Annotated in this window: 7 protein-coding genes; 4 read left to right on the top strand and 3 right to left on the bottom strand. The window is 55.6% G+C overall.

The window, feature by feature from the left end:
* Window positions 1-10: 10 nt before the first annotated feature.
* The 3 genes from AB1L30_RS24765 to AB1L30_RS24755 all read right to left on the bottom strand — a co-directional run bounded on the left by AB1L30_RS24765 (window position 11) and on the right by AB1L30_RS24755 (window position 4,202).
* Window positions 11-856: an ABC transporter ATP-binding protein gene (locus tag AB1L30_RS24765; protein ID WP_367017002.1), complete on the bottom strand. Its 846-nt coding sequence runs from the start codon at window positions 854-856 to the stop codon at window positions 11-13.
* A gap of 40 nt (window positions 857-896) precedes the next feature.
* The gene (locus tag AB1L30_RS24760; protein ID WP_367017000.1) at window positions 897-2,600 is read right to left on the bottom strand and encodes an ABC transporter permease subunit; all 1,704 of its coding nucleotides are present in this window, start codon (window positions 2,598-2,600) and stop codon (window positions 897-899) included.
* Window positions 2,601-2,702: 102 nt separating this feature from the next.
* The gene (locus AB1L30_RS24755) at window positions 2,703-4,202 is read right to left on the bottom strand and encodes a CmpA/NrtA family ABC transporter substrate-binding protein (protein ID WP_367016998.1); all 1,500 of its coding nucleotides are present in this window, start codon (window positions 4,200-4,202) and stop codon (window positions 2,703-2,705) included.
* Between the two features lie 458 nt (window positions 4,203-4,660).
* Here AB1L30_RS24755 and AB1L30_RS24750 point away from each other — a divergent pair, with 458 nt between their 5' ends.
* From AB1L30_RS24750 to AB1L30_RS24735, 4 genes are all read left to right on the top strand, one after another.
* Window positions 4,661-6,241, top strand: coding sequence for an alginate export family protein (locus AB1L30_RS24750; protein WP_367016996.1), 1,581 nt, complete (start codon window positions 4,661-4,663; stop codon window positions 6,239-6,241).
* A gap of 283 nt (window positions 6,242-6,524) precedes the next feature.
* Window positions 6,525-8,012 carry a sigma-54 dependent transcriptional regulator gene (locus AB1L30_RS24745; RefSeq protein WP_367016994.1) on the top strand — a complete coding sequence of 496 codons (1,488 nt, stop codon included), beginning with the start codon at window positions 6,525-6,527 and terminating at the stop codon, window positions 8,010-8,012.
* Window positions 8,013-8,034: 22 nt separating this feature from the next.
* Entirely contained in the window at window positions 8,035-10,281 is a 2,247-nt protein-coding gene (locus AB1L30_RS24740) for an ATP-binding protein (RefSeq protein ID WP_367016992.1), read from the top strand.
* Window positions 10,282-10,674: 393 nt separating this feature from the next.
* Entirely contained in the window at window positions 10,675-13,239 is a 2,565-nt protein-coding gene (locus AB1L30_RS24735; protein ID WP_367016990.1) for a c-type cytochrome, read from the top strand.
* Window positions 13,240-13,280: the final 41 nt, after the last annotated feature.

Raw genomic sequence — 13,280 nt, 5'->3', positions numbered from 1 at the left:
TCAGTGTGAGTTAGGCGACGCCGATTCGGATCGGTTCCACATCTGGCAGAACCAGCTCGGAAGCGACACGCAACTGCTTCGCTTCTTCGTTGATCGCCATCATGTAACGCGTGATTTCGTTACGCAGCTTTTTGAACTCTGGATTGAAGTTCAAGGTCGTTCGATCGCGAGGACGATCGAGCGTCACCGGGAACTCGCGGCCGAGCGTGGCCGCAGGGCCTGGTGTGAGAGGTACGATCCGGTCCGCCATCAAGACGGCTTCGTCCACATCGTTGGTCACCATCACGACCGTGCGACGGTCTTCTTCCCACAAGCGAATGATCTCGTCTTGCAGCACGCTCCGCGTGAGGGCATCCAACGCACTCAGCGGTTCGTCCAACAGCAGCACCTCGGGTTGCATCGACAAAGTACGTGCCAGCGAGAGGCGTTGCCGCATCCCACCCGATAGCTCTGAAGGGCGTTTGCCTTCGCTGCCGGTCAAGCTGACCATATCAATGTAGTGTTGGATGTAATCCCGCCGTTCGCTCCGCGACATCTTCGGAAAGACTTGCTTCACGGCCAGTTCGATGTTGCCATGAACGGTCAGCCAGGGAAGCAGCGAATAATTCTGAAAAACAATGCCACGATCGGGACCAGGTCCGTTCATCTGCTGCCCTTTGAAGCGGGCTGCTCCTTCATCAGGCATCACGAGCCCGCCCAAGAGGGAGATGAGGGTCGACTTTCCCGAACCGGAGAAGCCGATGATCGCGACGAATTCGTTTTCGTGAACTTGAAGGTTGGCTCCTTCGAGCACCGTGTATCGGCGATGCGACTCACCGAAGCCAACCGTAGCGTTATCGAGTTCCAGGATTGCCATAGGGCGTTTTCCTTTAGGTATGACGTTGGCAATCATTGGGTTACAGGCCGGTCGGGGCACCGTCGAAGCTGACCATTCGCTGGAAGACGATCATGATGCGATCCAGCAAAAGACCAATCACCCCGACAAAACCACACGCGACGAACATTTGGGCAAACGTGGCGGACGAGCCGTTGTTGAACATGTCCCAGACGAACTTGCCGATGCCTGGGCTACTGGAGAGAAGCTCTGCCGCAATTAACACCATCCAGCCGACCCCCAACGAGATACGCAAGCCAGTGAAAATAAGGGGCAGGGCGGAAGGAATAATGATCTTGGTTAAACGATCCCACAAACCGAGACGCAAAACCCGTGCCACGTTCAGGTGGTCCTGGTCGATCGCCGAGACCCCCAGAGCGGTATTCACCAGGGTCGGCCAGAGCGAGCAAAGGGCCACGGTGATTGCCGAGCTGAGGAACGATGGCTGAATCCATGCTTCGTCCGGCTTGGTGATAAACGCACCGACAATGAAGAACACGATCGGCAGCCAGACGATGGGCGAAACCGGCTTGAACAGCGAGATCAGCGGCGTCATCGAGGCCATGAACACGCGGCTCATACCGCAGAGCACCCCAATCGGAATCGCAATGGCCGTCGCAATGAAGAAGCCGGTGAAGACACACTTCAAGCTGGTCCAGATCTGATCGAAAAAGGTCGGTGGCTTGGCGAACTCGCTGCTGGCGATCGTGTTGATGCGTTCTTCACGTTGAATCAACTGCTGAGCCAGAGCAAACATTTCAGGACCACTGGCAACGGCATACTTCCGTTTCAGGTCTTCCATCTCGGATTGGGCTTTGTCGATCTTCTGTTGACGGTTGCCGTCGGTCAGCAGATTGACACGCGTAGCAAGGAACTCGGACTTTTGTCCGGTCTTGCTGATCTGTTGGCGGAGGTCTTCGACCTGAGGGAGCGACTTGCCACGACGTTCCGAAAGTTCGGACCGGAGCGACTTCATGTGATCGTTCTCTTTGCCGGTCTGCACCAGGTGTTCGTTCACTTGATGAACGTATTCGACCTTCTGCTTGTAGTCGTCGGCCGGAATCTTGGCAGCCATGGCGGTCAGCTCTTTGGCTCGAGCTTGCTGGTCGCTCTTGTAGACTTGGTCCTGCTTGGTCACGGCGTCCGACAGCTTGGTCAGGCTCGCCGAAACAAACTGAGCCGAGATTCCTTCGACGTAGGCGAACTTACGTCGAGCAGCATCGGTGGCCGAAGCTTCATCCGACTTCAAGTCGGCGACCAGCTTGTTCCAACCTTCTTCGATTTCTGCCTTCTTGGCTTCCGCTTCAGCTGGCACTTTGGCCAACAACGACTTCAGCAGGTCTTCGCACTTGGCACCGATCGCTTCCCAGTCGGTATCGAGGGCAGCGATCTCTTCTTTGGTTTTGGTCAACGCAGCTTCGCGTTTCTCGCCTTCGATGTTGTAGTCGGCGACTTTGGTGTATTCGCGTTTGTGAAAGTCGGCGATGCCATCGTAGGCGGTGACGACCTGGGCTGGCGTGGGAACTTCACCGGCCCGCGTCTTGATGCGTGGGCCGATCAAATCCCAAGCAACCACGCAGGCCACCATCACCAGGACAGGAATCGCGATGTAGAGTCCAATCTTCTTGAGTTGTTCGCGAGGCTCTTCGCCATAGCAAAGTAGGACGACGGGCTCGAATACTCGAAGACCGGCAACGTCCAAGATGCGGATGATTTTGTATTTCATTCGAGGTCTTTCGTGAGTTTGTTTTGGTGCGATCCGATCTCAGCGGAAACGGGCCGGAGGTGGCTCCCGCCTACGCCTCCCCCGGCCACCCCACTACGCGAGTTAGCGGTCTTTGTTGCCAATCGAGTGGGCGTTGAGATAGCCAATCGGGTCGTGCCCGTCGTAGATGACCCCATCGATAAAGTCACCCTTTTCCGTCGGAGGCTTATAGCCATCGGTCTCGGGCGAAGGAATTTCGTCCTCGGTCAGTTGGCCGGAAGCCACCAGGGCCGTTGCGGCCTGACGGTAGATGTCGGGGCGATAGATTTTCTTCGCGGTCTCGTGATACCACTCGGCCGGCTTGGGCTCGGTGATTTGTCCCCAGCGACGCATCTGCGTCAAAAACCAGACACCGTCGCTGTACCAAGGGTACGAGCAGTGGTACTTGAAAAAGACATTGAAGTCGGGCATCGGACGCTTGTCCGACTTCTGGAAGTAGAAGAAGCCGGTCATCGAGTTCTTGATCACGTTGTAGTCGGCCCCGACATAGTTAGGCTTGGCCAAAATGCGGCACGCTTCTTCACGATTGACGAAATTGCCATCGGCGTCGGTTTCGTCCAGCCACTTGCCTGCGCGGATCAACGCTTTGACCACGGCGATGTGCGTGTTGGGGTTTTCATCGTTCCAGTATTTGGTCACGCCAAAGACCTTTTCTGGATTGTTCTTCCAGATGTCGTAGTTGGTAGTGACCGGAACGCCAATGCCTTTGGCGACGGCTTGCTGGTTCCAAGGTTCACCGACGCAGTAACCTTGAATGTTGCCAGCTTCCAGAACCGTGGGCATCATCGGAGGGGGCGTCACCGAGAGCAGCACGTCCGCATTGGTTTCGCCAACGGTGTCGGTCTCGGTGTACATGCCGGGGTGAATGCCGGAGGCAGCGAGCCAATAACGCATTTCGTAGTTGTGCGTCGAAACTGGAAAGACCATGCCCATCTTCAGCGGCGTTCCGCTGGCTTTATAGTCTTCTACCACGGGACGCAGCGAGTCGGCTGAAATCGGGTGCGGAGGAGTTGGGCTCTTCAGCTTTGGGTCGTTCTCTTGCATCTGTTGCCAGATGTTGTTCGAGACGGTGATGCCGTTGCCGTTCAAGTCCAAGGTGTAGGCGGTGACGATGTGGGCTTCTGTCCCGATGCCAATGGTGGCAGCGATTGGCTGACCCGAAAGCATGTGCGCACCGTCGAGTTCGCCATTGATGACGCGATCGAGCAGTGTCTTCCAGTTCGGCTGGGCTTCGACATCGACCTGCAGACCTTCGTCGGCAAAGAAGCCTTTCTCGCGAGCAATGACCAGCGGAGCACAGTCGGTCAGCTTGATAAAGCCGAGCTTCAAGTTGACCTTTTCCGGAGCCCCCACCGTGGAAGCGAATGTCTCAGTGGTCTTTGTTTCCGTCGACTGGGTGTTATCTCCTGAAGCTGAGGCAGGAGCGGTCGCAGCCAACGAACTGAGATCAAGTTCGTCAAGGCTGGGGCCCGAAGAGGTAGCCTTGCTGCAACCAACAAAGGCAACCACGGCGATCACGCAAGCAGCCACAAAGTGGCGTTTCCAGTTTCCGATCCAGTTCATGCTCGATTCCTGAGTGATTGGTGGTTCCAAAACGGGGCAATCGTTTCGATGAATGGTGGAGAGCGTGGGAGGGCGCCATCGCACCAGGGTGACGCGGTCGTTATTTAAAAACGCAACGACTGTGCCAAAAATATTTGACCACTACTCAACTCGAGCTTGAGCAACAACTTACAGGTGTTTGGGTTCCGACGACCGGTCAAAGAATGGCCCGATCGAACTGCAAGACAGATCAGCAGATCCGGCAAACAGCAAGCGCACTATTTACGCGGTATCCCCAGGATGGCGACCATTCTCGCGCCACATGCGGTCACCTTTCGCTCAACAGACCTCCCCGGAACCGCAATTCCAGTATCCTGCCCAAATCCCCTGAAGAACCTGGTTGCTGGCGACCGAAAGCAGCAATACCCCACGAATTGGACCGACCCACGGATGACCAGGCGTTGAAGGAACAACGACTCATGACCCACTCGATCACCTCGTGGCTGGCTGCACTTGCGGTCTGCTTCGGCGGGGGAACACCACTGGTGCTGCATGCCCAGGAATTAGTACCGACGAACTCGGTACCGGTTCAGTATGCACCAGTTACCTTCGTGACAGACGACGAGATATCGCCGTCTGACATGCTGCCGCCCGTACCGACGGAAACAACTAGTTACAACATGGAATATGCGGACGTCGCCAATTCCATGGAAATGGCAGCGCCCGTCTGCGACGCCAAAAAGATGGCCGAGTTGAAGAAGAAGGCAGCGAATGCATACAAGCCGCTGTTCTTCGACAACGACTTCTCGTATCTCTGCGATCCCTGCTATGACGGGTGCCTGCTCGGCGAAGACCTGAAGCGGATGTGCGTCGGCGACTGCGGCTATCTCGATATCGGCGGTGAATACCGTGCTCGATATCACCACGAACAAAACATGAAGCCGTACCTGAACGGCGTCGACGACGATTTTCTGCTGCAACGCCTTCGCTTGTATGCCAACTATCAGGTGAACGACAATATCCGTGTTTACGCGGAAATGCTGCACGCAATCAGCCAGTACGAAACGGCGCCACCACGCCCGATCGACGAAAACTACTGGGAATTGCAGAACATGTTTGTCGACACCAAGCTGTTGGAGTCGGGCAACGGAACGCTGTACGGTCGATTCGGCCGGCAAGAGCTTTTGTACGGTAGCCAGCGTTTGGTTTCGCCGCTGGACTGGGCCAACATTCGTCGTCGATTCGACGGTTTGAAGTTGTACTATCGCAGCGATGCCTGGGATATCGATGGCTTCCTGACCCGACCCATTCGCAAATCGCTGTACGACTGGGACTCAACCAACCAGGATCAGTCGTTTTACGGGATCTACTCGACGTATAAGAAGAGCGAACTGGGGAACATCGATCTTTACTGGCTCGGCTACGAAAACAACTCGTCGCCGTTCCGCTACCAGACTCTGGGTAGCCGCGTGATTGGTGAAAAGGGCTTTTTGCTATACGAAATGGAAGGTGCTTACCAGACAGGTGAATACCAGGGCGCCGACCACGACGCCGGGTTCTTCACCATCGGGCTTGGTCACCAGTTCCAGGAAGTGGCCTGGAAACCAAAAGTGATGGTTTATTACGACTGGGCTTCGGGTGACTCGATCATTGGCAACGGCTTCGATCAGTTGTTCCCGCTGGGGCACGCCTACCTGGGTTGGATGGACTTGTTCGCTCGCCGCAATATCGAGGACTTCAACGTTCAATTGACCGCCAAACCATGCGAGCCGTGGACACTGATCGCCTGGTGGCACGTGTTCAACCGACAAGACACCAGCGACGTTCCCTATACCGTGACCAACGTTCCATACCCTGGCTTTACACCAGCTGGTTCGCGGTACCTCGGTCAGGAACTCGACTTCATGGCAAAGTGCCAACTGACGCCGCATTCGGACATCATCTTTGGATACTCGCACTTCTTCACCGGAACCTACTTCCGCGATCAGAATGCCTTGAATCCAGCGATCTACGACGGCAATGCCGACTTCTTCTACACCCAGTTCACGCTGCGGTTCTAAGAAAACGGTCGCAGAACAGATTTCCTCGCAGGAGGGATGGCGCTAGAATCGCCATCCCTTTTTTCGTGCCTAAAAAGCACGCATTTCCGGCGCGCAAAAAAGCCTATTGCTGAATATTATCGGTTAGCGCTTATCCGCCTTCTTTCGTAAGTAACGTGATACACAAGGGATAGGGCACCACCTTCCTTGGTGTTAGCGGTACTGGTACATGAATTGCATGCAGTCGAGCATCGGTTGAGTCGGACAGGCGGAACCTCTCTCTATACCTTGACGCTACGACACATTGACAACTCAAAATTATCTCGGGACGAAACGTGAACGTCGTGTGCTGGTGATCGATGACGATCCCAGCGTAGCGACGGTAGTCAGTACGGCACTGAGCCAGGAAGACGTGCGGGTCCAGCATGCCGAAACGGGTGCGTATGGTCTGCAGCAACTTGTGCAGTTTCGTCCCGACGTCCTCATATTGGATCATATGCTGCCGGATGGGGAAGGCCTGCAGATACTCGGCCGGGTAAACCGAATTGATGCCCGGCTTCCGGTGCTCTTCGTAACCGCTCGAAACTCCAGCGATCTCGCCATCGAAGCGATGCGACAGGGGGCCTTCGATTTCCTCTCGAAACCACTTCAGTTGGAAAAGGTCGCCGAGAAGACCCAACAAGCACTGGAAAGCCGCCGGCTGATGCTCATGCCGGTGCAACTTCCTTCCCAGGTCGATCCCATGATTGACGGGGCGGACCATCTGATCGGGCAATGTCCCGAGATGCAGGAAGTTTACAAGGCGATTGGCCGCGCTGCAGCGCACGACGTCCCAGTGCTGATCGAAGGGGAAATCGGAACGGGCAAAGAACTCGTGGCCCGGGCCATCTATCAGCATGGCCGCCGCAAAGATCGCCCATTCGTCAAGGTTGTATGCAGCGACTTCAACTCCGAGTGGCTCGAAAGCGAACTGTTCGGGCACGAACCCAATTCATTGCCAGGTGCGGTCGATCGACGCATAGGTAAGATCGAGCAGTGCCATGGCGGAACTGTGATGCTGGAAGAGGTCTCCGCGATTCCCCAGGCCCTGCAAAGCAAGCTGGTTCGCTTCATCCAAGACAAAACCTTCGAACGCGTCGGTGGGCACGATCCTGTTTCGGTCAATACGACGCTGCTATTCACATCCAGCAAGAATGCGGAACGCTTGACCGCAGAAGGGGTGATTCGTCACGACCTTTATTACTTGCTGAACGCGTTCATGATTCGGATTCCACCCCTCCGGGAACGTGGAGCCGACTTGCCGAAATTGGTCGACCACTTCGTAGGTCAGTTTTGTCGCGTGGAACGTATTGCGCAATCGGGGGCGGTGCGAACTTCTCCTGAAGCACTGCGACTTCTGTCCGATTACCCTTGGCCGGGCAATGTGGCGGAACTGCGGAGTGTACTACGTCGGGCTTTGATCGAGTCGCGGGGAACCGTAATTGCCGGGGATTACCTGCGCAATGCCCTTCGCGATATGCCGAGATCAGATCAAGGGCTGGATGCCCATGTGCTGGCAACGCACGTTTGCGATTGGGAAGACTTCATTCAAGAGAAGATCGAATCGGGGTCCAACGACTTATACTCCGACTCGGTAATGGAAATGGAACGCCACGTTTTGACGATTATTCTTCGAAAGACATCTGGCAATCAGGCCAAGGCGGCCCGTATGCTAGGAATTACGCGTACCAGCCTTCGCAAGAAGATCCATTATCTTGGGCTGGCAATCGAAGAATTCGTGAGCACGGTTTAATGTTATGACCGATCAGCGGGAATTGATTCCCACTGCAAAGTCCTCCGCCAATCGTCTGACGATCCTCTATGTGCTCGCTTTGAGTGCCGTGGCCTTGCTGACGATCGCAGGGCAAGTTCTTATTCAGCATAGCCTGGAACGCCAGTTAAGCGATTCCACGGTGATCAATATTGCTGGGCGCCAACGGATGTTGAGCCAGAAGATCACCAAGCTTGCGCTGCAACTGCACACAACCGAGAATCCCTTTGAACGGTCGGCCGATCGCCGCGAATTGCGAGATGCTCTCGAGCTATGGGAATCGTCTCATCTCGGGCTGCAAAATGGAGATCTCAAGTTGGGATTGCCGGGCAGCAACAGCGACGTAATTACGCAACTGTATGCCGATCTTGAGCCACAGTTTCAATCGATCCGCGAGGCCGCGACTAAAATTCTGGCGACGCCAGACGATGAGATTCCGTTGAACCAGATCACGCCGTCCCTGCGCCAAATTATGGAGCACGAGGAAGGCTTTCTCTCCGGCATGGATCAGATTGTGTATGCCTACGATCTGGAAGCCGAAAGTCGTGTCTCGAACTTGAAGCGAACCGAACATGGTCTGCTGATCGTGACACTTGCCGTGTTGCTGCTGGAAGGTTTGTTTGTTTTTCGTCCGGCAGTGAATCAGCTGCAGAAGATGGTTCAGCGGCTCCGGCAGAATGCCGAAGACCTGAAGGTAGCGAAGGAACTCGCGGAAGGGGCCAATCAAGAAAAGACGCGCTTCCTGGCCAAAATGAGCCACGAACTTCGCACGCCGATGAATGCCATCCTGGGGCTTTCCGAAGTGCTGCTGCGAGGTCGCCTGGTCGACAACCAGAAGAAGCTGCTCAACACGATTCACGACTCGGCCCTTTCGCTGATGGGGTTACTGACCGATTTGCTCGATATGTCGAAGCTGGAAGTCGACTCCGACCTGAAGCTGCGACGTTCGCCATTAAATCCCAAAGAGACGATCGAGAAGGTCGTCGATATGTTCAAGCATCAGGCCCAGCAACGTGGGCTAGAACTGGTGCTCAACATGGACGACGGGCTCGATCTATGGGTGCTTGGTGACGAGAATCGCTTCCGCCAGGTCCTGGTCAACTTGATCCAAAACGCCTTAAAGTTCACAACCTCAGGTCGAGTCACGGTCGATGCCGAGATTCAACGGCATATGGCTCATGAAGTCTGGTTTACGTTCAGCGTGACCGACACTGGTCCTGGGATTTCGCCCGAAGACCAGAAGGTGATCTTCGAGCCTTTCAAGCAAGCCGAACGAGACCGCGACAAGCATGGCGGCGCAGGACTCGGGCTTAGCATTGCCTATCGCCTGGTGGAAGCCATGGATGGCCGGATCCGTGTTGTCAGCCAGTTAGGAGTCGGAACGTCATTCATCATCGAAGTTCCGATGGCTCGCTCGTTCGGCGACGCGCCGGTACGGGACGAATGGGAGCACGACAAGTCTGCACCGGTTGAGGTGATGCCGGCACTGTCGAAAACGCATGTGTTGGTGGTCGAAGATGTCGATGCCAACCGTCTGGTGGTCGGTGAGATGCTTTCCGAACTGGCCGTGCCACATCAATTCGCCGTTTCGATCGAAGATGGCTTCGACAAGATGCAAAACAAATGGCCCCACCTGATTTTGCTGGATCTCGAACTGCCTGATGGCGACGGGTTCGATTTCTTCAGTCGGCTGATTGCACGCTGCCTGGAAACCGATCGGAGTCGGCCTCCCGTGATCGCTTTGACGGCCCATGCGACCGAAGAGTTTCGCAGCAAGACGGTCGAAGCCGGCATGGACGGATATCTAACCAAGCCCGTCACGCTCGAAGGCTTGCGTTCCGTGCTGCAGCTTCTGGCGGGAACATCTGAAAGTAATTCGCCTCCTGCGGCAGCCATACACCAGGCAGAATCGGAAGAGGGCGAAGTCGACGATGATCCATTGGCGTCGTATCCTGAGAACCTGCGGATCAAGCTAATGGTGATGTACTGCGAAAACTACCAGCCCCAGTATCAATTGTTGATCGATGCCTTGTCCGCTGGTGATCCGAAAAAGTTCTCGTTCACTGCCCATCGATTGCTGGGGATGGCAGCCAACTTTGGAACTCGAAAAAATCCCGCCCTGAAAATTCTACGCGAGTTCGACGACGATCATATCGACCTTACCCACGCTGAACTTCCAAAAAAGCTGGAAGATCTTCGTCAGCACCTGGATCAGTTGGCCGAGCTTGCCACACGAAAGACTTCTCTATAACGGCGTCACTCTGCTGATAGCCGATCGTGGCGAAAAGTTACTCATAGGGTTTGTGAAAACTCACCGAGCAATTTTACAATCGATCGAATAATTCGGATGCATTAGTTGACTTTGCCTTCGCTTGGCTATGAAATAGGGCCAACTCACATCCTTAGGCCAATCCCCTGCCTAACTTAGCACTTCTCCCACCCGATCTATTTCCTCGTTCCATAATTGGCTTTCCGCATGAAGAGAATGCACCTCGGCATCCTTGTGGTTGCGTCGGTTCTTGTTGTTCTAAAGAGCCATCCCGCAGGGGCACAGACTGGCCCAATCATTCCAGGATATGAACGCTTCCATTCGCAGTCTAGCGATGCCGCCGGAGGCGAATTGCTTCTGAGCGAATTGAACTGCGTGGCATGTCATGCCCAGTCCAACGTCGACCTGGGCAACCTCGCACCGAAATCGGCTCCTGATTTGTCGACGGTCGGATCGCGCGTGCGTCCAGAATATCTACGAGCCTACCTCGCCGATCCCCACCAATTGAAGCCAGGGGCTACGATGCCCGATGTGCTGGGTGGGTTGCCAGCGGAAGAACGCGCGGAAGCGATTGAGAACTTGACCCATTTCCTCGCTTCGACCGGTCGATTGCAGGAAGCTCGGCGGCGTGGTCGCGATATCAACGACGGGAAGAACCTCTACCACGATATCGGCTGTGCCGCGTGTCACGGTCCGCGCGAAGGCAGCCCGCCTGAGGTCGGCCAACTAAAGCCGCTGGGCCAGCTCGAAGCAAAGTACTCGGTTCCTTCCCTCGCCGCGTTCCTGCAAGATCCATTGAAGGTGCGTGCCTCTGGCCGTATGCCTTCGCTGCGGCTTACTTCGGAAGATGCCAACAAGATCGCCCAGTATTTGCTGCAGGATCTGGATGTCGAGATTCCAGCGAACATCAAGTACACCTACTACGAAGGCAACTGGGACAAGCTACCAGACTTCTCGAAGCTGAAGCCCATCGATACCGGCGAGACGATGTCGTTCGACGTCGGCATTGCCCCGCGAAAAGATCACTTCGGTCTCGTGTTCGAGGGCTTTCTGAACATCACGCAGAAAGGGGATTACAACTTCCATCTCGAATCGGACGACGGTAGCCGGTTGCTGATCGATGGCAAGGAAGTCGTCATTCACGACGGGATTCATCCGAAAGGGCGTCGTTCCGGTAAGGTACGACTTGAACCCGGGTATCACCCGCTGCGAGTCGAATACTTTGAAGGGGCCGGCGAGCAAGAGCTTGAAGTGCTGTTCGATGGCCCTCGCGGCATGCGAAACGCTTCGGTCGCCGACTTTATCGTGCTTAGTCCCGAGCCTGCTGAAAAGTCGAGCGGTACGCCTGGTTTCCAGGTCGATGCCCAGCGAGCAGAAAAGGGGCAGATTCAGTTCGTTTCGCTTGGCTGTGCGACCTGCCACAAACTGGAAGGAACCAAAGCGGATCGCTCGATCTTGAAGGGCCCGAACCTGGCGGAACTCGAAATCAGCAAGGGCTGTCTGGCCGCCGAGCCGACAGGGGCTCCTGACTTTCGCCTGACAGAAGCCCAACGCAAGAGCCTGGCGTCGGCGATTTCGCATCGCAAAGAAGCCAACACGTTGGCCTGGGAACCAGAGCAACGCGTTCAACGCCACCTGGCAACCTTCAACTGCTATGCATGCCATCAACGCAACGAGATTGGCGGTGTCGATCCGCAGCTCGACACGTTGTTTCACACTACCCAGGCCGAAATGGGTGATGAAGGTCGCATCCCACCGACGCTTACCGGTGTCGGTGCCAAGCTGACGCCGAACTGGATGAACAAGATCCTAGGCGAAGGTGCCAAGGATCGACCTTACATGAAGACCGTGATGCCGAATTTCGGTCGTCAGAATGTGGGGCAGTTGCAGCCATTGTTCGCCACGCTCGATACGCTGCCGGAGCATCCACCGATCGAGATCCCAGAAACGGAAGGCCGCATCAAGGCGACCGGACGACACATGGTGGGTGACAAGGTCTTTGGTTGTATCAAGTGCCACACGTTCGATGGTGAAAAGGCCTCTGGCGTCCAGGGCATCGACATGACGCTGATGACTCGCCGTTTGAATCATGACTGGTTCATGGCCTACGTCATGGATCCACCTCGCTTCCGCAAGGGAACGCGAATGCCAACGGCTTGGCCGAATGGCAAGTCGGTGATGCGGAATATTCTTAGTGGCGATGCCGATCAACAGGTCGAAGCCATTTGGATCTACCTGAGCGATCAGAACAAAGCGGCCAAGCCGTTTGGTGTGGGTGAGCAGCCGATCGAGCTGATCGCCTGGCGCAAGGCTGTGATCTATCGCAACTTTATCGAAGGAGCGGGCAGCCGTGCGATTGGGGTCGGATTCCCTGAGAAGGCGAACATTGCGTTCGATGCCAACGACATGAACCTGGCCTTGATCTGGCAAGGAGCGTTCATCGATGCGTCGCGTCACTGGACCGGTCGCGGTCAGGGCTTCCAGCCTCCGCTGGGTGACAACGTCATCCACTTGCCAGGCAAGGCACCGTTCGCAGTGCTGACAGACGCTGCTGCCAAGTGGCCGGAAACGTCGGGCAAGGAGGCTGGCTACAAGTTCTTAGGCTATCGCCTCGATGAAGCGAACAACCCAACGTTCCGTTATCGCTTCGACGAGCAAACCATTGCGGAAGCCATCCACGCCGACAAGGTGGGTGAGTTCCCGGTATTGGTTCGAGAGTTCACGGTCGAAGGTCCACCGACGACTGGTTCGTTTGTTTTCCGAGCACTTCAAGGGGGCGGTATTCATGCCCTGGAGGATGGCTGGTTTCAGATGGGGGATGGTCTCAAGGTTCAAATCGAAGGAGCCAAGGGGATCGTCCGACCGGATCAAAACGATCTGTTGATCGAGGTGCCGGAAGGTGCCGGTCCGCGTCAGTTCTCGCTGAAATACGTTTGGTAAGACCTCCCTGGTACCTGATTGCTCCGTTTGACCCTTTGCAT

Origin of the sequence: Bremerella sp. JC817 (assembly GCF_040718835.1) — a bacterium.
Classification (GTDB): domain Bacteria; phylum Planctomycetota; class Planctomycetia; order Pirellulales; family Pirellulaceae; genus Bremerella.
This window is presented reverse-complemented; position numbering and strand designations above follow the sequence as displayed.

Excerpts from the sequence above, each read along its gene's own strand:
- AB1L30_RS24760 (WP_367017000.1), bottom strand. The coding sequence starts at position 2,600 with ATGAAATACAAAATCATCCGCATCTTGGACGTTGCCGGTCTTCGAGTA.
- AB1L30_RS24765 (WP_367017002.1), bottom strand. The coding sequence starts at position 856 with ATGGCAATCCTGGAACTCGATAACGCTACGGTTGGCTTCGGTGAGTCG.
- AB1L30_RS24755 (WP_367016998.1), bottom strand. The coding sequence starts at position 4,202 with ATGAACTGGATCGGAAACTGGAAACGCCACTTTGTGGCTGCTTGCGTG.
- AB1L30_RS24750 (WP_367016996.1), top strand. The coding sequence starts at position 4,661 with ATGACCCACTCGATCACCTCGTGGCTGGCTGCACTTGCGGTCTGCTTC.